21 protein-coding genes are annotated in these 21,353 nt (G+C 73.0%); 11 read left to right on the forward strand and 10 right to left on the reverse strand.

Annotation, left to right across the window (positions count from 1 at the left end; all coding sequences use genetic code 11):
- Positions 1-5: 5 nt before the first annotated feature.
- The gene (locus tag AS857_RS04365) at positions 6-449 is read right to left on the reverse strand and encodes an RICIN domain-containing protein (protein WP_058041759.1); all 444 of its coding nucleotides are present in this window, start codon (positions 447-449) and stop codon (positions 6-8) included.
- 156 nt (positions 450-605) lie between these two features.
- Positions 606-2,195 (reverse strand): AMP-binding protein, encoded by a 1,590-nt coding sequence (locus AS857_RS04370; RefSeq protein ID WP_058041760.1) that lies wholly within the window; start codon positions 2,193-2,195, stop codon positions 606-608.
- A 119-nt stretch (positions 2,196-2,314) separates the two neighbouring features.
- Here AS857_RS04370 and AS857_RS04375 point away from each other — a divergent pair, with 119 nt between their 5' ends.
- The 7 genes from AS857_RS04375 to AS857_RS04410 all read left to right on the forward strand — a co-directional run bounded on the left by AS857_RS04375 (position 2,315) and on the right by AS857_RS04410 (position 8,210).
- A complete protein-coding gene (locus tag AS857_RS04375) occupies positions 2,315-3,208 on the forward strand; it encodes a LysR family transcriptional regulator (protein WP_058041761.1) in 894 nt (297 codons plus the stop codon).
- 43 nt (positions 3,209-3,251) lie between these two features.
- Entirely contained in the window at positions 3,252-3,962 is a 711-nt protein-coding gene (locus tag AS857_RS04380; RefSeq protein WP_058041762.1) for a haloacid dehalogenase type II, read from the forward strand.
- A gap of 244 nt (positions 3,963-4,206) precedes the next feature.
- Entirely contained in the window at positions 4,207-5,358 is a 1,152-nt protein-coding gene (locus AS857_RS04390) for an MFS transporter (RefSeq protein ID WP_058041764.1), read from the forward strand.
- A gap of 152 nt (positions 5,359-5,510) precedes the next feature.
- Positions 5,511-5,891 carry a MerR family transcriptional regulator gene (locus tag AS857_RS04395; protein ID WP_058041765.1) on the forward strand — a complete coding sequence of 127 codons (381 nt, stop codon included), beginning with the start codon at positions 5,511-5,513 and terminating at the stop codon, positions 5,889-5,891.
- Positions 5,888-6,328 (forward strand): protein-tyrosine phosphatase family protein, encoded by a 441-nt coding sequence (locus AS857_RS04400; protein ID WP_058041766.1) that lies wholly within the window; start codon positions 5,888-5,890, stop codon positions 6,326-6,328. The genes AS857_RS04395 and AS857_RS04400 overlap by 4 nt, the downstream gene beginning before the upstream one ends.
- A gap of 131 nt (positions 6,329-6,459) precedes the next feature.
- Positions 6,460-6,840 carry a hypothetical protein gene (locus AS857_RS04405; RefSeq protein WP_058041767.1) on the forward strand — a complete coding sequence of 127 codons (381 nt, stop codon included), beginning with the start codon at positions 6,460-6,462 and terminating at the stop codon, positions 6,838-6,840.
- Between the two features lie 119 nt (positions 6,841-6,959).
- Positions 6,960-8,210: a DUF1266 domain-containing protein gene (locus AS857_RS04410; RefSeq protein ID WP_058041768.1), complete on the forward strand. Its 1,251-nt coding sequence runs from the start codon at positions 6,960-6,962 to the stop codon at positions 8,208-8,210.
- Between the two features lie 72 nt (positions 8,211-8,282).
- Here AS857_RS04410 and AS857_RS04415 read toward each other — a convergent pair whose 3' ends face one another.
- The gene (locus AS857_RS04415) at positions 8,283-9,149 is read right to left on the reverse strand and encodes an ATP-grasp domain-containing protein (protein WP_058041769.1); all 867 of its coding nucleotides are present in this window, start codon (positions 9,147-9,149) and stop codon (positions 8,283-8,285) included.
- Between the two features lie 126 nt (positions 9,150-9,275).
- On the opposite strand from AS857_RS04415, the gene AS857_RS04420 reads away from it, so the two are divergent.
- Complete coding sequence (locus tag AS857_RS04420) at positions 9,276-10,817, forward strand: SDR family oxidoreductase (RefSeq protein WP_079110056.1); 1,542 nt, start codon at positions 9,276-9,278, stop codon at positions 10,815-10,817.
- A gap of 113 nt (positions 10,818-10,930) precedes the next feature.
- On the opposite strand, the gene AS857_RS04425 is transcribed toward AS857_RS04420, so the two are convergent.
- Entirely contained in the window at positions 10,931-11,752 is an 822-nt protein-coding gene (locus AS857_RS04425) for a hypothetical protein (protein ID WP_144440712.1), read from the reverse strand.
- Between the two features lie 167 nt (positions 11,753-11,919).
- Between AS857_RS04425 and AS857_RS04430 the strand changes: the two genes are divergently transcribed.
- Complete coding sequence (locus tag AS857_RS04430) at positions 11,920-13,512, forward strand: hypothetical protein (RefSeq protein ID WP_144440713.1); 1,593 nt, start codon at positions 11,920-11,922, stop codon at positions 13,510-13,512.
- A 103-nt stretch (positions 13,513-13,615) separates the two neighbouring features.
- Here the strand turns inward: AS857_RS04430 and AS857_RS04435 are convergent, their stop codons facing one another.
- The gene (locus AS857_RS04435; RefSeq protein WP_058041772.1) at positions 13,616-14,680 is read right to left on the reverse strand and encodes a TIGR04222 domain-containing membrane protein; all 1,065 of its coding nucleotides are present in this window, start codon (positions 14,678-14,680) and stop codon (positions 13,616-13,618) included.
- A 68-nt stretch (positions 14,681-14,748) separates the two neighbouring features.
- Positions 14,749-15,240, reverse strand: coding sequence for a MarR family winged helix-turn-helix transcriptional regulator (locus AS857_RS04440; protein ID WP_058041773.1), 492 nt, complete (start codon positions 15,238-15,240; stop codon positions 14,749-14,751).
- 58 nt (positions 15,241-15,298) lie between these two features.
- Here AS857_RS04440 and AS857_RS04445 point away from each other — a divergent pair, with 58 nt between their 5' ends.
- A complete protein-coding gene (locus AS857_RS04445; RefSeq protein ID WP_058041774.1) occupies positions 15,299-16,417 on the forward strand; it encodes a questin oxidase family protein in 1,119 nt (372 codons plus the stop codon).
- On the opposite strand, the gene AS857_RS04450 is transcribed toward AS857_RS04445, so the two are convergent.
- The 3 genes from AS857_RS04450 to AS857_RS04460 form a co-directional block, all read right to left on the reverse strand.
- A complete protein-coding gene (locus AS857_RS04450; protein ID WP_058041775.1) occupies positions 16,377-18,599 on the reverse strand; it encodes a S1 family peptidase in 2,223 nt (740 codons plus the stop codon). The genes AS857_RS04445 and AS857_RS04450 overlap by 41 nt on opposite strands.
- Positions 18,596-18,913: a trypco2 family protein gene (locus tag AS857_RS04455; protein ID WP_058041776.1), complete on the reverse strand. Its 318-nt coding sequence runs from the start codon at positions 18,911-18,913 to the stop codon at positions 18,596-18,598. Before AS857_RS04455 ends, AS857_RS04450 begins: the two co-directional genes overlap by 4 nt.
- 80 nt (positions 18,914-18,993) lie before the next feature.
- On the reverse strand, positions 18,994-19,635 hold the full coding sequence (locus AS857_RS04460; protein ID WP_058041777.1) for a CatB-related O-acetyltransferase: 642 nt from the start codon (positions 19,633-19,635) through the stop codon (positions 18,994-18,996).
- A 193-nt stretch (positions 19,636-19,828) separates the two neighbouring features.
- On the opposite strand from AS857_RS04460, the gene AS857_RS04465 reads away from it, so the two are divergent.
- The gene (locus AS857_RS04465; RefSeq protein ID WP_058041778.1) at positions 19,829-20,662 is read left to right on the forward strand and encodes a class I SAM-dependent methyltransferase; all 834 of its coding nucleotides are present in this window, start codon (positions 19,829-19,831) and stop codon (positions 20,660-20,662) included.
- Between the two features lie 67 nt (positions 20,663-20,729).
- On the opposite strand, the gene AS857_RS04470 is transcribed toward AS857_RS04465, so the two are convergent.
- Positions 20,730-21,284, reverse strand: a complete 555-nt coding sequence (locus tag AS857_RS04470) for a hypothetical protein (protein ID WP_144440714.1) — start codon at positions 21,282-21,284, stop codon at positions 20,730-20,732.
- Positions 21,285-21,353 lie beyond the last annotated feature (69 nt).

Genomic DNA, 21,353 nt, shown 5'->3' on the forward strand with positions numbered 1-21,353 from the left:
GGGCTTTATCCCCAGCGCTGGAGCTTGCCACCGGCATCGATTCCTGCGTAAATGCCGTTGCTGCTGTTCGTGCCCAAGGTCTTGCCGGTGGCCTTGTTGGTGAGCCGCCAGCCGTTGGAGAGCTTCGTCTCGTACCACTTCTGGTAATTGCTGCCGTCGCACGAGACGGTGCGGAGCTCGCCCTTGTAGTGCTCAAGGCAATCGCCGTTGTAGCCCCCGGCGCGCAGGACGAAGGAGCCGTCGCTCTTCTTGGTCTCCCACCAGTTCGCGTATCCGGAACCGCAGTCGCCCACTGCGGCGATGCCGGCGATGTGGGACAGGCACTTGTTCGTGCCCTTGTTCTTCCAGGTGACGCTTCCGTCGGCGAAGGCGTCGCCCGAGCCGGCGAGGAGCAGAGCGGGCGCGATGACCGCTGCCGCCGCGAGCCTGCCCATCAGGCGCTTCCCCATGAAATTCCCCCTGTTGGCGTTGAATCGAAACTGCTTGTTGCCGCCACCGACCCTACAACGATCAAGATCGCATTGCCACGCGAGCCCGGACCGCCCCAGCGGGCGCCGCAGCGGCCGGGAGAAGCACGGGGAATTTCTCGGGCATCGCTGAATATTTCATATGGCCCCGGCCAAAGGCGGATTTGGCGCCCAGGTGGTACGCAGCAGCTTCTTGTCGGGCTTGCCGACAGCGGTGAGCGGAATACGGTCCACGACGTGCACGGCGCTCGGCGCGTACATCGCCCCCTTGCGCTCCGTCACGAAGCCCCGGATCCGCTCGCGCCACGCTTCGCCCGCCGCGCCGTGCCCCTCCTCCTGCCCGGCCGCAGGGACGATCGCGACGTGGACCTCCTCGCTCTCGTCCGCGCGCCGCACCCCGAACGCCGCGCACTGTGCGACGGCGGGGTGTTCGAGCAGGAGCTGCTCCAGCTCCGCCGGATAGACGTGCCCGCCGACCACGACGACCATGTCCTTGAGCCGGTCGACGAGATGGAGGTAGCCGCCGGCGTCGAGGTAGCCGACGTCGCCGGTACGGATCCAGCCGTCGCGCAGCACCTCCGCCGTCAGCTCGGGCTGCTGCCAGTAGCCGCTCATCATCATGGGGGTCCGGACGTGGACCTCCCCGGCCTCCCCGGGAGCCACGGGCCTGCCGTGCCCGTCGCGTATCGCGATCTCGACGCCCGGGGCCGCGCGTCCGGCCGTGGCCCGGCCGCCGCGCCCCGTCACCGTGTGCTCGTGGGGCAGCACCTCGGTGATGTTGCCCGCCTCCGTCTGCCCGTACCAGCCGTGGAGCACCGGCCCGAACGCCTCGGCCGCGCTGCGCAGCCGCCGGGCCGAGACGGCGGTTCCGCCGTAGGCGATGCGGCGCAGCGCGGACACGTCGGTGTGCGGCAGGTCCGGGTGGTCCAGCAGCTCGTACAGCAGGGGCGGCAGCAGCCACACGTCGGTGATGCGCTCGCGCGCGAGGGCGGCCAGCACGGCCCCGGCGTCGAAGGCGGGCTGCAGGACCACGGCGCCCCCTGCGAGGAGCGTGATGTCGGCGACGATGCCGGCCATGTGCGCGAGCGGGATGCAGGCGAGGAAGCGGGGCTGCGACCCGGACGGGATCCTGCCGGCGTGCAGGGCCAGCATCTGCCGGTACGGGCCGTGGGCCATCCGGACGCCCTTGGGCATCCCCGTGGTGCCTCCGGTGAAGCGGATGCACCAGTCGTCCCCGGCGCGCGCCGCACCCGCCACCGGCCGCGGGGCACGGAGGGCCGCGCGGGCCAGGAGGTCCTCGCCGAAGGGGGCGGGGCCGAGAGCGAGCACGGCGGGGACCGGGGCCCGGGCGAGCAGCGCCTCGGCGGCCTCCCGAGCGGCGGGGACGGCGAGCAGCATCGAGGCCCCGACGCCGGTCACGATCTGCGCCTGCACCTCCGGGGCCGTGCCCTCGGTGAGGAAGACCACGCGGGCGCCCAGGAGGTTCGCCGCGTAGCGGGCGAGGAGCGCCTCGGGCTGGTTGCCGGTGAGGAGCACGACGGTGCTGCCGCGGCCGATGCCGCGCGCCGCCAGCTCCGCGGCCGCGCGGCGGACGTCGTCGCACAGCTCCCCGGCCGGGACGGTACGGCCCTCCGCGGTGATCAGCGCGGGTTGCCCGGGGGAGCGCGAGAGGACGTTCAGGATGGTCTCGGCGTAACTCTCGTACGGCGGGGGCGGGTTGTCGGTCATGGGCCGGGCCTCTTTCGGAGTGAGGGGGATGCCCGGAGGCTACGGGCGCGGCGCTCATGCAGTCCAAGACCAAACCGGGCATGTAAAGATGCCTGGAGAGTTATAAGGGGGGCGAACGGATGGACCTGCTGTCACTGCGCTGCTTCCAGGTCGTTGCGCGCCATGAGCACATCAGCCGGGCGGCTGCGGAGCTGCACGTCGCCCAGCCCTCGGTGAGCCGGACCATCGCACGGCTGGAAGCGGAGCTGGGCGTCCCGCTCTTCGACCGCCGCGGCCGCCGCATCCGCCTCAACCAGCACGGCGCCGCCTTCCTGCGCCGGGTCGACCGGGCGCTCGGCGAACTCGAGGACGGACGCCGCGAACTGGCCGACGCCGCCGGAGGCGAAGGCGGCACCGTGACGGTCGCCGCCGAAACGCTGCTGACCCTCGCCGGGCTGCTCGCAGGCTTCCGCGCGGCCCACCCGGGCGTGGAAGTCCGGCTGTACCAGGCGACCGCGGACGCGATGGCGGACCGGCTCCGCACGCGCGAAGTGGACTTCGGCCTGGTGTCCCAGCCGCTCGCGGGCCCGGCGCTGACCTCCGTCGAACTCCTCCGGGAGGACGTGCTGCTCGCCGTGCCCGCCGGGCACCGGCTGGCCGGGAAGGAAGGCGTCGACCTCGCCGCGCTGGACGGGGAGCCGTTCATCACGCCCAGCCCGGGGCACTGGCAACGCATCCTCGCCGACCGGCTGTTCGCCCGGGCGGGGGTCCGCCCCGCGATCGTCTGCGAAGGGAACGAGCCGGGCGCGATCCTGGACCTCGTCGGTGCGGGGCTGGGGGTCGCCCTGCTCCCGGCCATGGCACGCGACACCGGCGGCCGCGGGACGGTCGCCTGGGCGCGGCTCGCCGCGCCCGACTGCCACCGGGTGCTGTGGCTCGCCCGGCACGAGGACGCCTACCCGACCGCCGCGTCCCGCCGCTTCGGCGACTTCGCCGTCGAGCACTTCGCGGCGGCGTGCCGGTCTCGAACGTAAGATCAACGACGTTGAGAAACAGACCGAGGGGTAGGGAAACGGGATGGACGTCGACGCCGTCGCCTTCGACGTGTTCGGGACGCTGACCGACTGGCGCTCCGGCGTGGCCGCCGAACTGGCCCGCGTCGGCGCCCGCACCGGTCTGCAGGCCGACTGGCCCGCCGTCGCGGACGCCTGGCGCCGCCGCTACCGGCCGATCCTGGACAGGGTCGTGGGCGGAGGCATGCCCTGGCAGCCGCTCGACGAACTCCACCGGCTCATGCTCGACGACCTGGTGACCGAGTACGGGCTCGACGCCCTCGGCGACGCCGAACGCGAGGAACTCGTCCGGGCGTGGCACCGGCTGCGCGCCTGGCCCGACGCCGCGCCCGGCCTGGAACTGCTGCACGGCAGCCCGCTGGTCACCGCGACACTGTCCAACGGAGGACTCGGCGCCGTGACGCGCCTCACCAAACAGGCAGGGCTCCGCTTCGACTGCATCCTGTCGGCCGAACTGGCCCGCTCCTACAAGCCGGACCCGCAGGTCTACCTCATGGCCGCACGGCTGCTGGGCGTGGAGCCCCGGCGCCTGCTGATGGCGGCCTGTCACCCCGACGACCTGGAAGCGGCGGCCGCGGCCGGCCTCCGCACCGCCTTCATCCCCCGCCCCCTGGAATGGGGCCCGGACTCCACCGCCGCCGCTGCCCCTGCCGGCGTCGACCTCGTCGCCGACGACGTGCCCGCTTTGGCCCGCGCCCTGACGCGGACGAAGTGACCCCGAGGGCTCTCCGATCCGCGTGTGACGGGCCTCACGTCCTGTCGGCTTGACCTTCACATATGTGTGAGGGTTTCAGGATCACGGCATGTCGATAAGCAAAACGGAGCCGTCCGTTGAATCCGTAGCCGGTGTCGTCCAGGAGAAGCAGGAGAGGAAGGAGTCCCGGGGAGGGGCCGAGGGGCCGAAGGGGAAGCGTAAGGGGGAGCCGAAGCGGGAGCGCAAGGAGGAGAAGCTTCCGCTGATGGCGCTGCTGGCGCTGGCCACGGCCGTGTTCATCACGAGCCTGACGGAGACGCTGCCCGCGGGCGTGCTGCCCGCGATGAGCGGTGACCTGGGGGTGAGCGAGTCCGCCGCCGGCCAGACGGTCACGATCTACGCGATCGGCACGGCCCTCACGGCGATCCCGCTGACCGCGGCCACCGCCGGGTGGCGGCGCAAGGCCCTGCTGCTGACGGCGATGGGCGCCTTCGCCGTCGCCAACACGGTCACAGCGGTCTCGGCGAACTACCCCCTGACCATGGTGGCCCGGTTCGTGGCCGGTGTGGCGGCGGGCCTGGCCTGGGCGCTGCTGGCCGGCTACGCGCGCCGCATGGCGCCGGTCCCCCTGCAGGGCAAGGCGATCGCGATCGTGATGACCGGCATCCCGCTCGCCCTCTCGCTGGGCGTGCCCGCGGGCACGTTCCTGGGCAAGGCGCTGAGCTGGCAAGTGGCGTTCCTGGTCATGACGGGTCTCACGCTCGTCGTCATCGCGTGGATCGTGGCGACGGTGCCCGACCACCCGGGGCAGAAGCGCGGCGAGCGCGAGCCGATCCTGCGGGCCCTGAAGGTGCCCGGCGTGGCGCCGGTCCTCTTCGTCGTGACCGTCTTCGTGCTGGCCCACACCATCCTCTACACCTACATCGCCACCTTCCTCGACCGGCTCGGCATGGGCGGCTCGACGGACCTGGTCCTGCTGGTCTTCGGTGTGGCTTCCCTGCTCAGCATCTGGATCGTCGGTGCCCGGATTCACCGCCGGCTGCGTTCGCTGACGGTTCTCAGCGCGCTGCTGGTCGCCGCCGCTGCGGCCATCCTGGCCGGGCTCTCCGACAGCCCCGCGCTGGTCTACGTGGCGGCGGCGCTGTGGGGCCTGGGCTGGGGAGGCGCTCCGACGCTCCTGCAGACCGCCGTGGGCGACGCGGGCGGCGAGCAGGCCGACGCGGCGCAGGCCATGCTCGTCACCCTGTGGAACGTGGCCATGGCCGGCGGTGGAGTCGTCGGCGGCGTCCTCCTCGGGCTGTGGGGCACCACCTCGTTCCCCTGGAGCGTGCTGGTGCTGCTGGTGCCGGTCCTGGCCGTCGTGCTCGCCGCCCGGGCGCACGGCTTCCCCGCCGAACGCGCGAGTGCGAATTCGTGAACGCCCATGTGGCACATGAGCCTTACCCCCGGGGGGAAACAGCCCCCGGGGGCGGCCGTGTGACAGGAGCGCACCGCTCCGCGACCCGGTGTGTATGCTCGAACGATCACACGTATGTCAAGGGCCGACACGGCGGACTGCGAGGGCGGATCATGCGGATCGGGGAGCTGTCGGAGCGCACCGGCACGTCCCGCCGGTTGCTGCGCTACTACGAGGAGCAGGGGCTGATCGTCTCCCAGCGCTCCCCGAACGGCTACCGCCACTACGACGAGCGCTTCGTGGACCGCATCCTGCAGATCAGGGGGCTGCTCGACGCCGGGCTGCCCACGCGCATCATCAAGCAGATCCTTCCGTGCCTGGACAAGCCCCGCGTCATCCACTTCCCCGACGCGACGCCGGAGATGCTCAGCACCCTCGAACTCGAACGCGACCGCATGACCGAGCGCATCGAGTGCCTGATCCGCAACAGGGACGCCGTGTCCGAATACCTGGACACCGTGCGCACCAACCGCCGGCCGGAGGTGGCGGCGTGACGGACGGGGCCGGGACGTGGACGCCGGGGGAGCCCGGCGTTCTGCAACTGCCCTCCGGACGCCTCGTCAGGGGCCGTGGACTGCGCAGGCCCCTGCCCGCCGGCCCGGCGCCCTCCTTCGCCGTGCACCTGCTCGGAAAGCAGCCTCCCGAAGTTCCGTGGGAGGCCCGCTGGCTGCCCTGGCCGGACTTCCGGCTGCCCCGCAGCGCCGCGGACGCCCGTGCTGCCTTCCACGAGGCGTGGAAGCGATCCGCGGCCGAACGCGTCGAGATCGCCTGCGGCGGCGGCCGGGGCCGGACCGGCACGGCGCTGGCCTGTCTCGCCGTCCTCGACGGGGTCCCCGCCGACAGCGCCGTGGACTTCGTACGCCGCCACTACGACCGGCACGCCGTCGAAACCCCCTGGCAGAAGCGCTACGTCCGCCGCTTCACCGCCTGACGCCACGGCACGGCTCGCGACGCCACGCCACGCCACGACCGCGGGCGGTCAGGTACTCAGGTCCCGGACCGGGACGATCTGAGTACGGCGGCGGATGTCCGCCGGTGGGCGCGGTTCGTAGGGTCCGGCACATGGAGAACACCGGCACCGCGTCCGACACCCGCGCCCCCGCCCCCGGCCCGAGCCGCCCCGGCGTCCCGCCGCGGCGCACCGCCGGCGACTGGATCTGGCTGGCCGTCGTCGCGGTGGTCGTCCTCGCCCTCGGCGCCTTCGTCGGGGTCATGGGACCTCTGCTCGCCATCGCCTGCGACTCCTGCCAGGACGGCGTCCGCGGCCCGCTGCGTTTCGGCGGAGAGATGGCTGTCGCCTGGGGCGCCGTGCCGCTCGTCACCCTGGGGACGGTGATCGGCATCTTCGTGCCCCGGGGCGGCGCCCGGGTGGGCGCCTACGGGCTGGGGGCCCTGGCGGTCCTGTTCACCGGGATGCTGATCCTCGGCCAGTACGCGACCTGACCGGCCCTGCGCGGCCCACGGCCCCCGCTTCCCTGCCGCGGAGAAGCCGCCGCTACCGTACTCACGCGATCTTGAGGCCGTCACCAGGCCCGGACCGGAACGGAACCACGAGGAGTCCCATGCACGCGGCAGCCCACGACGAGGCGCACGACGAGTTCTTCCCGCTCGTCCCGGCACCGCAGGACGGTTCCCGCTGGCAGGCGCCCACCGATCTGGAGCAGTACCTGTACAGGCTCGGCCGGGCGGACAACGCGTACGCGTACCTCCGCACGCTCGCGATCGAGGGCGTGTACTACCCGGTGCGCCTCGACCACGCGCAGGCCGCCGGCGAGGACGAGCGCCCCATGCTGACCATCGGGACCCCCGACGGGCAGACCGCCGCGCAGGTCTACACCCCGGGTCTGCTGCCGCGCCCGCACCCGTTCCTCGTCTACGAGTACACGACCCTCGGCGCGCTCGCGCAGATCGTCCCCGACGACGTGGACGTCCTCGCCGTCAACCCGGCCACGCCCTGCGAGCAGTACTTCCTCGTCAGCGACGAGGAACGCGACGTGTGGCTGGACCTGCACCACGAGCTGTTCTCCTCGGACGAGCTGATGGACCGTGTGGTGACCCGGCGCACCGGCGCCCCCGCGCCCGGCCCGCTGCTGCACGGCCTGGCCTGCGGCGCCCACCTGTGCTTCGCCAACGGCGACGCGTGGAACACCCTGCACTGGCACGGCATGGGCTACCGCGGCGAGGTCGAGCGGATCGCCGACAGCTGGGGCGTGCACGGCCGCGAGGACTGGCTCTCGATACAGGAGCGGCTCCTCGGCCTGGACGTGAGCCCCTGGTACTGGGACTTCGTCCTGGGAGCGCGCAGCGCGCTGGCCCGCGCGCGGGGCGGCCGCGTCGATCCCGCGGAGTGGCGCAACACCGTGGAGTCGACGCTGCGCGTTCGCGCCCAGGAGGGCGGAGCCGCCGCGGACGACGCCGAGCTCGCCGGCCTCGTGGCCCACCTGCGCGCCCTGGTGGGCGAGATCCTGCGCTACGAGGCCCGCTTCCGCGCCGACGGGCTCCTGCCGCCGGACGGCTTCGTGCGCACGATCGCCGCCTGGGACATAGGCCGCGGTTCCAAGATGGCCCGCTGGGGCCGGGGCGCGCGGTACGCCACGGAGACCGAGATGCACACGGCGATCGAGCGCGCGTCCCGGGAGGCGCAGGCCGCCTACGACTCGTGGGAGGAGTTCTCGGCCGGCTACGTCCTGGGCCGGTGCCTGCACTTCGACGAGGAGGAGTTCGGACCCTGGTACACGACGGTCCTCGACGCCCACCGGGCACTGACCACGGACCCGGAAAGCCCGTGGCGGACGGTGCCCTTCAAGGGCTGAACGGTGCCTTCACGGGCAGAGGCCGGAGGACTCCGGGTGCGCCCTGACGCCCATGGTGAACATGCAGCCCGGCTACCGCACCCCGGCCAGGGCCTCCAGCAGCAGGCCCGGGCCGGCGCCCCGCGGCAGGTCGCTGACCTGTCCGTCCCCGGCCTCCACCACCCGCCACACCCCGTCCTCCCGAGGCGCGAGGTCGGTGGTGACGAACCGGCAGTCCAGGGCCGCGACCAGCGGTGACACCGCGTCGAGGACCGGCGCGGGCCGCAGGCCGGGGCGGTCCGGGTGGGCCGTCACGAGGACGGGGCGCCCGTCGACCCACCACGCGCGGGCCTCGCCGGCCTCCGTGAAGCGCTCGAAGGCCCGTATCACCACGCCGCCCGCGAGGAAGTCCTCCTGAAGCGCGACGAAGCGGGCCACCACGGCGGCCAGCCGCTCCGTGTCGGCCAGGTCCGGTACGTAACACGCCTCGTGCCACTCGTGCTTGCGGGACTTGACGAAGTCCTTGACGATCGCGGGCCCGCCGCCGAGGGGCGCCGTCAGGGCCGCGAGCTCGCGCGCGCCCGGGGCGTGACCCGGTCGGGCGGGCAGCCACACGCTCCGCGGGGTGACGGGGGCGAGCGTGGAGTACCAGCCCGGCAGCTCGTGCGCGCGGCGATAGGCGTCGGGCGAGGTCAGCAGCGTGACCCCGCGGTCGGCGAGCGCACCGGCCAGCTCCGCGTACCGCCCGGACGGCACCATCCAGCCCCGGTACCAGGCCGCCCCGGCCCCGCGCGGCACGCCACGGACCGCGCCGGAGACGTCCCCGGCCAGCAGCGCGTCGTGATCCAGCAGCGCGGTCCGCAGCCCCAGCCCGCGGGCGGCGCGGGCCTCGTCGGCGAAGTGCGGGTCCGCCCGCCGGGAGCCGAGCGGGTCGCTGCAGAAAACGATCAAGGGTGCCATGTGCGGCACCCTAGCCGTCGCGCCCCGGGCGGGAGCAACCGCATTCCGCGCGGACGAGGCCCCGCAGACACCCGGAAGGCCCAGCTTCGCCTGCGCGGAACGACCGTTCCGGGAGAGCGTGTGGGTATGGAGACGACGCCGGAGGGGCACGCCCGGCCCGGCGGCAGCACCGGGCGGCCGCCGCTGGTGCTGGTCGCGGGGGCCACGGGCTACATCGGGGGCCGGCTGGTGCCCGTCCTGCTCGGTGCCGGATACCGGGTGCGCTGCCTGGTGCGCGACCCCCGGCGGCTGCGCGACCAGCCGTGGGCCGACCGCATCGAGGTCGTCCGGGGCGACGTCACCCGCCCGGACACCCTCGCCGGCCCCTGCGAGGACGTCGACGTCCTCTACTACCTCGTGCACGCGCTGGGCACCGGAGCGGACTTCGAGGAGACCGACCGCCGGGCGGCCCTCGCGGTGGGCCGGGCGGCGAAGACGGCCGGAGTGGGCAGGATCGTCTACCTCGGCGGGCTCGCCCCGCGCCAGGTGGCCGAGCGCGAGCTCTCGCCCCACCTGCGCTCCCGCTCCGAAGTCGGACGGATCCTGCTGAACAGCGGAGTCCCCACCGCCCAGCTGCGGGCCGCCGTCATCATCGGCTCCGGCTCCGCCTCCTTCGAGATGCTGCGCTACCTCACCGAACGACTGCCCGTGATGGTCACCCCCAGCTGGGTCGCCACCCGCATCCAGCCCATCGCCGTGCGGGACGTCCTGCGCTGCCTCCTCGCCGCCGCCCGGCTCCCGCCCGACGTCAACCGCGGCTTCGACATCGGCGGCCCGGACGTCCTGACCTACCGGCAGATGATGATGCGCTACGCGGCCGTGGCCCGCCTGCCCCGACGGCTCATCCTCCCTGTGCCCGCCCTCACCCCCCGCCTGTCCAGCCTCTGGGTGGGCCTGGTGACCCCGGTGCCCGCCTCGATCGCCCGCCCGCTGGTGGAGTCGCTGCGCCATGAAGTCATCTGCCGCGAAAACGACTTCGCCCGCTACGCCCCCGCCCCTCCCGACGGCCCGATCGGTTTCAACGAAGCGGTCCGCCTCGCCCTCAAGCGGGTGCGCGACACGGACGTGGCCACCCGCTGGTCCTCCGCCTCCCTGCCCGGCACCCCCAGCGACCCGCTGCCCTCGGACCCGGACTGGTCGGGCGGCACGCTCTACGAGGACCGCCGCGAGGCGCACATCGAGGCCCCGGCCCGCGAACTGTGGCGCGTGGTCGAGGGCATCGGCGGCGAGAACGGCTGGTACTCCTTCCCCCTGGCCTGGTCCCTGCGCGGCCTGCTCGACCGGCTGGCCGGCGGCGTGGGCCTGCGCCGCGGCCGGCGCGACCCGTACGCGCTGCGCCTCGGCGACTCCCTGGACTTCTGGCGCGTGGAGGAGATCGAACGCGGCCACGTGCTGCGCCTGCGCGCGGAGATGCGGCTGCCCGGCCGCGCCTGGCTGGAGCTGACCGTCACGCCCGACGGCCCCTCCCGCTCCACCTACCGGCAGCGGGCCCTCTTCCGCCCCCACGGACTGGCCGGACACGCCTACTGGTGGAGCGTGTCCCCCTTCCACGCGATCGTCTTCGGAGGCATGGCCCGCAACATCACGCGGCGCGCCCTGCAGGAAGCGGCCCGGCCCGGGCTGGAGTGAAGGGGCCGGCCCGGACCGGCGTGAAAAGGGCCGGCCAGGGCCGGAGCGAAGGAGGCCGGGGGAGCCGGTCCGCGTCCGGCGGACCGGCTACGAGCCGTACGCGCGCGTACCGGTCACGAAGGGCCGGGACGGTCGTCGATGACGATCACCGTCCGCCCCCGCGCCGCCTCCCTTCCCCCTGCGCCTTGACGGTCGTCCGGGCGGACGGTGTCCACGACCTCGGCGATGCGCTCGTAGAACTTCGTGGCCAGAGCACAGTCGCCGGGGTCGCCGCCGGGGCCCTGATGCTTGACGGCGTGCAGGGCGGTGAGGATCGCCATCAGACTGCGACCGGACACGACGACGCGTGCCTGGCCGTCCTCGGCCGTGACCTCGCCGGGCACCCTGAAGTGGGCGTTCCGTGCGGCCTGCTCCACGATGTACGCCCAGGTGTCGCGGTGACACACCAGCTCCGCGGCGCCGATTCCCGCGGCCTTTTCCAGCCGCTTCTCCAGCGTCTCCTCACCGGCCTCCGGCTGCGCGCCTTCGAGGATCTCCGCGGCGGACTCCGTGCCGGCCTCGGCGCTCGCGTCCGCGGGAGGCACGGGGCCGGGGTGCGGTGTCCGTTCGGCCTCGCGAGGCCCGGAACGACCTTCGGCGGCCTCCCGGCAGGCAGCCCGCAGCTCCTGCCGCAGCGCTTCGTTCTCCCGGCGGGTCTCCGCGACGTCCTCGCGCACCCCGGTCAGCGCGCGCCGCAGATCGCGCAGCTCTTCGTGCAGCTCACCCAGCCTGCCGCCCAGGCCGCCGCCGAGCTCCTGACGCAGTCCGTCGTTCTGGCGGCGCAGTTCCTGAAAACCCCCCCGGAGCGACTTGCACATCTCGCTCCGCAGACCGGCTATGGCCTCTCCGAGCTTCCTCAGCGGCTCCTCGTCCGGCGATTTCCCCCACCTGAACATGCGGCTCCCCGTCCCTGCGGTCAGTCCGTTGACCGGAACCGTTCAAGGATCCCGGCCCGTCCGATGAGGAGGAGAGAAGTCCGTTAAGGGTGGCTTGTTCCCGTCTCATGGCCGTCCGGAACGGCCTGGTTGCACGGGCCGCTCCGGGCGTCCCCGAGAATGCGGGGATGCGCGCGATACCTGACCAACCGTTTCTCGAAGCCGGCCGTCCGCACTGGGCCGCAGTGAGCGCCGACGGGCTCTGGCTGGCCACACAGGCCTCCGGGGCGGGGCCCGGCGGCGGGTCGCGGGTGGCGTTCTACAGGAAGAGCGACTTCTCCCTGTGGGACCTCGTGGAGGTCGACCAATACGTGGATGCGTTTGCGTTCCACCCGGTCCTCCCGCTGTTCGCGATCTCCACCGAAGGGGGTGAGGACCGGAATCGCACGGGCGGCTTGTTCCTCTACGAACCGCAGGCGCGGCGCCTCGTCTCCTTCCCCGTCACCGGCGTGGGCGTGACGGCGCTGCGCTGGCTCGACGAGCGCAGGCTGCAAGTGGTCTTCTCCGAACCGGACCTCTCCTACGAGCGGGACGGCGAGGACGCCTTTGCGCAGTGCGTCGTCGAGCGCGAAGCCTGGCTGGGCGTCGAGGAAGGTGAGATCGACCTGGAGACGCGGAAGGCCCTTGCGGACGGGGACGTCGACTGGGGCCCGCCGCCGGAACCCGGCTACCGGGTGGGCGACCGCCTCGTCGCTCTGGCCGCCGAGGCGGGGCAGACCTGGGTGTTCCGGGACACCGTCATGGCGGTGGAGGCGCTGCGGGACGGCCGGGTGCTCTGCAGCCTGCTCAGCAGCAGCCTGCTGGAGTGCTGGTCGTCCGAGGGCTCCCTGCTGTGGTCCGTGCCCGTGCCCGAGGACACCTTCCAGCGCTCCGGCTGCCAGCTGTACGTGGCGCCGGACGAACACACGGCGTGGGTCACCGTGCTCGTCGGCGACAGTTCCAACAGGCGGACGCTGCTCCAGCGGGTAGACCTCGCGGACGGAACGATCGTCGCCGAGCACGAGGTCGACTTCCCGGCCCGGCTCGCCGCGCGGACCGACGGCGCGTGGGCGGCCCGTGACTCGCGCGACCTGTTCCCGCCGGCCAGGTGGCCGCCCTCCGAGACGCCCGTGTTCACGCCCACGGGCCGTCAGCTGGGCACAGTGGCGCTGGGGGAGTGCGACAGGTCCTTCGAATTCGGCATCCGCCGCTCCCCGCACCTGCTGTTCCTGCAAGGCGACGGTGGTGAGCCCCTTCCCGAGAAGTGGGCGGTCGAGGCTTCTCCCCGGGGCATCGAGCCCCTGTTCCCGCTGCGGTGGGAGGAGTGCCCCGCCGGACGCATCGGTGGCGGGCCCGGCGTGTACGTCGAGGACGGCCTGGGACCCGGGCTCGTCCACGTCGCCACCACCGTCGAAGGGCCGTTCCTGCTCCGCCGGGCGTTCCCCCACGGCGAGGTGGTGTGGGCGCACCGCATGGATGCGGAGGTCCGGGCGGTGGACGCAGAGGGCGGGCTCCTTTACGCGGTGACCGGCGCGAAGGAGCTGCTGACCCTGCGGCCGGCCGACGGCGAGACGGTACGCCGCCGGCCGACGGCCGTGCGCGCGCACGACTTCACTCCCATGAGCCTGAGCGTCGCACCGGGCGGGGCCGTGTTCATCGGAACGGCCGAGGGACGGATCCTCGTGCTTGACCGGCCGGAAGAGCGGGAGGAAGAGCGGGAGGAAGAGCCGGAGGAGCTCTGAACGGCGCCCCCTACTGGATGTTCAGCCTCACGGGGTGCGCCGGGTCCGCCGGGCGTGAAGACGCGGAGCTCGCCGTAGCCGCCCCACGGTGACGGACGGCCCGTCAGCTTCCGCCTCCGCTGCTGCTGTCGGAGCTCGAACCGCTGTCGCTGCTGCTGCCGCCGCCGGAGTCGCCCGAGTCCGAGCCGCCGCCCGGGCCCGAGTCACTGCCGAACCCGCCGATGATGTCGGACAACCACGCCGTGGAGTCCGTGGAGTCCGAGCCGACGCCGCACTCGGTGAGGAGGTCGCACAGGGGTGCGTCGTCCAGCGCGCCGGTCCCGTCGAGTGCCAGCGCCAAGGCCACCCCACCGGTGGCCGCGGCAGCCGTGGCCACCGCGCCGGTTGCGTACGGGGAGCGGGAGCGGGGGCGCCGTGCGTTCTTCACCAGGTCCTGGCCGGCGGGCGTTGCGGGCGCAGGGTCGGGCAGCACGCTGGTGCCGACCAACTTGCACGCGATGCCGGCGAGGGCCAGCAGGACGGTGACGGTCAGGCCGTGACGAGGGGCGGAGAACGCGTCGCCGGAATCGGTCGTGTCGAAGGAGGACACCATCGTGACCAGTGCCAGGAACGCCAGCACCGGATACACCTTGGCGCACAGGCGCAGCAGCAGGTGAGCGATGCGGAACCGCCGGCAGTGAGCGGCGTCGAAGGCCAGGCCGCGCTCGACGAGCGAGGCGCCGATGGCCGCGGTCTCCTGATGGCCGATCAGCCTCTCCCGGAGGTCGCGCAGGGCGATCGGCGTCCTGTGGCGCTCGGCTTCGGCGCACGCGGCGGTGATCGCCCGCTCGACGGGTGTGCGCGCCAGGGTTCCGGGGGCGGGGGAGACGAGCCCTTGGTGGTCGATGTCCAGCAGCCCGTCCTGCTGCATGGTGAGCAGCGCGGTGTCGGCGGTCCGCGGTGCGCCTCCCCGGAGCCAGGCGATCTCCAGTACGTCGCGCGCGGCGCCGCCGGCGGCCGGCTGTCTTCCCCACCGGGCGGCGGTGGTCATGGACGCGAGCTCCGGGCCGTGGGCGGGTGGCCGGCTGTGCTGGAACCGGCGTACGCGGGCCTGCAGCAGCCAGCCGTACGCCGCGCTCAGGGCGGCGAGGGCGTAGCCGGGTATGAGGATGAAATACCCGAAGGGCATGGTGGGTTCGTCTTCCTTTGGTGAGGAGCGGAACGCGTTCCGCCCGCGGCGTCCCGCGGCGACGGAGCCTACCTCTGCACCTCGCGGACCCAGGCGGTGAGCCCCGCCAGGAACCCCGCCCGCTCGTCGGCCGACAGCCCGTCCAGGGCGCGCAGCAGCGGCTCGGTGCGGCGGACGATGAAGGTTTCGAGCGGCGGGCGGAACTCCTCGGCCAGGGACACCAGGACCCGGCGGCGGTTCGCCGGGTCCTCGGCCCGTTCCACGATCCCGGCCCGGCTCAGGCCGCCGACCAGGTCGCTGGCGGTGGGCAGCGACACCTGGAGCCGCCGGGCGATCTCGCTGACGGTCAGCGGCTGCCCGGCCAGCAGCTGGGGCAGGACCGCGCCGTGACGGGGGGTCAGCCCGTGGGTCTCCATCGCCTCGCGCAGCGGTGCCGGCATCAGTGCCCGTACCACCGCTCCTCGGTAGAACGGCTCCAACAGCGGTACGAGGCCGACGACTTCGAGCTCGGCCGGTGTCGGCTTCCGCGGGGCCTTCCCGGTCTCTGGGGTGTGCTGCATACTACGAGTGTATATGGTTTTGATCTCCAAACTATTTGGATAATCGAAGGGTCTTGCCATGACGTCGATCGGCTACAGCGATGCGCTCAACGATGCTCTGGAACGGATGGACGACCTCGGGTACGAGCGCGGGCAGGGCGTCGACCTCGCCAACCACGGCCCCATGGGCGCCGAGGCGCTCGCCCTGCTCGGGCAGGAGGACGAGGTCGCCCGCTGGGTGGTGCGCTACCGCAAGGCGATGGAGCACCACGAGCCCCCGGCCGCCCGCTTCGCCCTGGACCCCGCGGACGAGTCCTCGTGGCGCCCCGCCCTCGGGGCCTTCGACCGGGCAGGGGACTGGGAGCGGCTCTTCGCCCGCGAACTGGCCGACGCCCACTGGCGCGAGGTCCTCGCCCGCTGGTGGCCGCGCCTGATCCCCGGCCTGTTCGCCGGCCTGACCCACGGCCTCATCCGCACCGCCCACGCCGTACGCGGCCTGTACGCGGTCGCCGGCGAGCCGACTCCCCTCCAGCTGAACGAGCTGGCCCGCGGCCTGGCCTACTGGGCCGCCCGGTACGCCGAACTCCCCGGCCGCCCGCGGCTCGGCGGCTCCTACGACCTGCCCGCCGCCGTCGCCGCACTGCCCCGCGTGGCCCCGGACGGCCCGATGGGCCCGGGCGCCGCCCGCCACCGCCTGGACACGCTCGACCGGCTGCCCGGCTACGACGAGTCGCTGGGCCGGCTCGCCCCGGAGCAGGCGCCCCGGCTGCTGAGCGAGATGACCCTCCAGTTCGCCGACGTCTACCTCGGCCACCCCGAGGTGTTCCCGGTCCCGCTGATCCACGGCGTCACCGCCCCCGCCGCCGTCCGCATCGTGCTCCCGCACCTGCCGTACGAACTGCACGAGCCGACCCTGGCCCGGCTCTGGCAGGTGCACACCGCCTTCCTGCTGGCCTTCACCACCGACCGGCGCGAGGAGGGCACGGACGCCTGGCGGTCGGAAGCGCGGGACCTGCCCCCGCTGGACGAACTGGGCGCCCGGGCCGCCGAACACGGCGACGAGCACGTCATCAAGTTCACCGAGGCGTGCCTGCGCGAGTACGCCCTGCGCCCCGACCCGCGCTACCCGGCCGCCGCCTACGCCGCGCAGCGGCGGATCACCCGCCTGGACGACGGCGGGGCGGTGCGGGGGGTCTGAGCGCCCGGCCGCCGACGTCGCCGTGGGCGATGGCGCCCAGGAACGCGTGGTAGGTGTCCGCCCGCTCTCGCGCCGACAGGGGGCGCGTGTTCACCGGGCGGGCTTCGGCCTCCTGCTGCCGGGTCACGTGGGCCCGTAGCCTCGCCCGGTGCTCGTCGTCCCAGTTGCGGAGTGTCCAGGACGCCTCGCCCTCGTCGTGGCCGGCGAACCGGAACACCACGACGCACAGGCACACGAAGAAGACGGTCATCAGGACCTGGCCGACATCGTGCAGCAACACCCCGGCGACCAGGACCGCGCCGAACACGAAGCCCGCCTTCAGCAGGCCTCCCCGGAGAGTCGCCAGGCCGGCCGGGATCCACATCCGCGGGCGCCGGAGAGGCGGCTGATAGGCGGCACCCATGCGTACGGCCTTCGGTAGCCGGGCGGCGTAGGCCGACAGGGTCGGCAAGGGCAGGTGCCAGGAGATCGCTGCGGCCATGGACGGCCAGGTCATGCCCCATACGAGCCAGGCCGCGGCAACCGACAGCACACCCCAGGCCCCCAGCCACAGCGTCACGCGGACAGCCGCCCCCAGCCGGGCGGCGGGTGTGCACCGGGCGGCCTCGTAGGCGGCCCACTGACGTTCGTGTTCGGCAAGGGCGGCCGCGAAGGCACGGGCTTCCTCCTCGCGTGCCGCTTGTTCGGCCCGCTGCTTGGCCTCGTGTGCTGCCTGCTGCGCGAGCCGCTCCGCATCGACCGCGGCGTAGGCGGCGAAGTCGGTGCGCACGAGCCGCCCGACGGGGGAGTCCGGGTCGCCGCCCTCCGCGCACAGCTGGTCGTACCATCCGACTCTTCCGGTGGCGGGAGGCACCACACGCCCGAGGGCGGTACGGATCCGTTCCCCGGCCAGGGGACCGGGCAGGAGGGCCGCCAGCAGGAAGCCCCGTGCGCCGCCCTCGGCCCACTCCCGGGCAGGAGCCGGCAAGCAGACCGCCCCTGCCACCTGCCGCCAGGCCTCCCAGGCGCCCTCCCATGCCTCCTGCGTCCCGCGCAGGCCGCGCAGCTCGGTGAAGGCGGCCAGGGCATCCAGCAATCCGCCCGCGCAGAGGTCCCCGTAGACCTCCGCCGCCGGGCCGTCGGTGTCCAGGCGGCCTTCCCGGCACGCCGTGGCCAGCGACTCCAGGGTCACGCGAGCCCCCTTCCAGACCACCTCCCCGTCCGGGTCGAGCCAGCCCAGCAAGTGCAGGACCTTCAGGTCGGGCGTCACGCCCGGATCCGTCAGCCGACGGTCGATCAGGTTGCGCCGGCCCTCGACGTCGTCGGTGAACGGGTCGTCGAACTGCTGCAGCCACGCCAGCAGATCGCGCCGGCCGTCGGCGGGCTCGGAAGGGGTGCCCGTACGGTCGAAGAACTGCTGCCGGGCGGCGGTCCAATGTGCGCGGACGGTCTCCGCCAGGTCCCGCGGCGCCGAGTGCAGCGCACCGGCCAGGGCGAGCGGCTTCCTCGTCCGCGCGGCCGACGACAGTTCGGTGACGACCGGCGCGGCCCCGGCATGACGGGTGAAGACGTCGACGAAGGACGCGTCGCCGAGCAGGGTCCTGCCCTTGACCGCTTCCAGCCGCTGGTGCCGCCAGTTGCGGGGAGCCTCCGCCACGACGCCCAGCAGCAGCCCGTCGGCGAAGAGCGCAGCGCCCGACATGCCCTCCCACGGCGAATTGCCGCTCGCCGGCTCCGGCGAGACGTCCTTGACGTCCAGGACGTACCGGTTGCGGACGATGCCCGACCCGGGGCGCAGCGCGCACTCGATGTGTTCGATGTCCACGCCCCGGGACCTGTCGTGCTGGGCGCGGGGGAAGCCCATGGCCTGGCAGCCGCGGAGGGGTGAGTCGTCCGTCAGCCGCGCCCAGTGCACGGGGGAAAGCCGGTCGGCGGTCTCCGGCCGGACGAGGTCGCTGCCGGAGGCCAGCAGGGCGGCATCGCACGCCCCCTCTCCGCGCCACACCACCCGGGCGCCGTGGCTGCCCGTGCCGCCCACCACCGTCACCCGCGCCTCGGGCGCGTCCCCGACGACGTGGGCGGCGGTGAGGACCAGCCGCGGCGTCAGCAGATAGCCGCTGCCCCGGCCGCCGGTGATCTGCACGGCGGCGACGCGGTTGTGCTCGGGGCCCACCGGCCGGTCGGCGCGTAAGGTGCCGCTCACAGCGAGCCGGCACCGGCCAGGCCGGACACGTCACCTTCGTCGTCGGCGGAGATGAGCACGGGCTCCCCGTCGGCCCGGACGGGCTCGAGGGTGAGCGACACGCGGTGCGTGCGCGTCCGGCTCATGCCGGCGTCGGTCTCCCCGGAGACGACGAAGGCGCGTATCCCGCCCCGCGCACGGGCGTCCTTGCGCAGTTCGACGGTGAACTCCAGCGCGATCGGGCCCACCTTGAAGGCGACGTCGCTTCCGGCGCCCTGAGCGGCGGCACTCATCAACTCGTCCCGCACGGCCTGCACCGCCTCGGCGAGCTCCATGTCCCCGGACCCCAACGCATCCCCCTCGTACTGTCGTTCGTCTCGAAAATATGCTGACTCAGAGTAAAGCAGGTGGTGCCTCACGCCCCCGGGGCGACGGCTTCCAGGTCGGCGATGCTGCCCGACATGATCGTCCGCACGTGCTCGGTGATGTGCTCCGCGGGCCAGTCCCACCAGGCCACCGCCAGCAGCCGGGCGACGTCCTCGGCGCCGTAGCGGGTGCGGATGAGACGGGCGGGGTTGCCGCCGACGATCCCGTAGTCGGGCACGTCCGTGGTGACGACCGAGCCCGAGCCGATGATCGCGCCGTGCCCGATCCGCACACCGGGCATGACGGTGGTGCCGTAGCCGAACCAGACGTCGTTGCCGACGACGGTGTCGCCGCGGCCCGGCAGGCCGGTGAGCAGGTCGAAGTGCTCCGCCCACGAACCGCCCATGGTGGGGAAGGGAAAGGTCGACGGGCCGTCCATGCGGTGGTTGGCGCCGTTCATGATGAACCGCACCCCCGTGCCCAGCGCGCAGAACTTGCCGATGACCAGCTTCTCCGGCCCGTAGTGGTAGAGCACGTTGCGCGTCTCGAACGCGGTCGCGTCGTCCGGGTCGTCGTAGTAGGAGTACTCCCCGACCTCGATCAAGGGGGACTTCACCAGCGGCTTGAGCAGGACCACACGGGGCTGGCCGGGCATCGGGTGGAGCACGGTCGGATCGGCGGGAACGGGCATGGCGAACCATTCCTTACGGAGACGAGGGCAAGGGCAGGGCAAGGACCAGGACGAGGACGCACCGGTCTCCGGTCCATGATCGCAGCGCCGGTTCCGGCCCGCTCCGGTGGCTCGGCATCACTGCGGGAACCGATCGGGTGCCGGGCCGTCGAGTCTGCCGCGACGGGGCGGCGCCGCTCCGTAGCATCGGTACATGACGACGACGCAGGTCCCGGGCTACGTGTTCGACAACGAGCATGCGGAGGCCGCCGAACAGCACCGCTGCCTGGCCGATGCGTACGACGCCTTCACCACCCGCCGTCTGTCCCGCCTTCCCCTCGCGCCGGGATCGGTGTGCCTGGAGGTGGGGGCGGGCGGCGGCAGCGTCGCGCGATGGCTGGCGGAAAGGGTGGCTCCGGGCGGCTCGGTGCTGGCCACGGACGTCAAGCCGCAGCACACCCCGCCCACGCCCGGCGTGGAGGTGCTCACCCACGACATCACGCGCGACCCCCTCCCGGAGGGCGCCTTCGACGTCATCCATGCCCGGCTGGTGCTCCTGCACCTGCCCGAGCGCATCGATGTGCTCCGGCGCCTGGTTGCTGCGCTCAAACCCGGGGGCTGGCTGCAGCTCGACGAGTTCGACGAGACCACGTACGGGCCGCTGATCCCGCTCGGCGCATCGGGGGACGCGGCCGCCGAGGCGTACCGGAGCTACCTCGGGGCCAAGCTCCGCCTCCTGGAATCCGCCGGCGCGGACCTCACTTGGGGACGGTCCGTGGCCACGGCCATGCACCGGGCCGGTCTCGTCGGCATCGACGCGGAGCCGGAGGTCCAGCAGTGGCGCGCGCACTCGCCGGGAACGGCCCTGCAGGTCCACAACACGCGGCTCCTGCGGGACCGGTTGCTCGCAGTGGGCATGACGGAGGATCAGCTCGAAGAGGCGGGTGCGGCCATGAGTCACCCCGACTTCCTGGCGAGCTCCTGCCTGATGTACTCGACTCAAGGGCAACGGCCCCAGAGCGCACCTGCGGCTACCGGGTCCGCATAGCTGAACCCTCGCGGGAGAAGTGGTCCCGGGGCGGCCCTTACGGGGCCCGCCCTGGGACCGGACGGGCTCAGGAGTGCCAGATCTCCTTGATGGTCTTCACCTTGCCCTCGGAGTCGAGCGTGATGTCGTAGATGTTCCCGGAGCAGCTGTACGGCGACTTCACGGCCGAGCTGTTCGTCATGCAGTCACCGGCGTGCGTCCACAGCTCCCCGACGGGGACCGTCTTGGTGGCGCCGCCACCGGTGGCCAGCTCCGCCTTCACGTTCTCCGAGAACAGGTAGTAGTTGGCCTTGCCGTCGCCGCGGTAGATCCAGTCGTTGGGCGTGCAGGCGGGCTTGGCGTCCTTGGCGGACATCGACCCCTTGGACGGGGGCGCGGCGACCTCGACCATCTTGTGGCCGGCCGGCAGCTTCGGCGGCTGCCCGCAGTCGCCGCCGCCGTTGTCCGCAGAGCCGCTGCCGCTGTTCCCGCCGTTGCCGCCGCTGCCTGCGCTCGGCTTCGCCGACGGCTGGGAGGAGGCGCCGGAGCCGGTGGCGGTGTCCTCCTCGGGCCCGCAGGCGGTGGCGGCGCCCAGCGCGGCCACGACGGCGACGGTACTGATGAGACGTCGAGTGCGAGTCATTCTTGATCCCCCGTGGTGAAATGTGACGTGATCATGATCGATCGAGGGGGATTTCTACACCACGGAGCA

The sequence above is a fragment of the Streptomyces roseifaciens genome (genome assembly GCF_001445655.1).
GTDB lineage: Bacteria > Actinomycetota > Actinomycetes > Streptomycetales > Streptomycetaceae > Streptomyces > Streptomyces aureoversilis.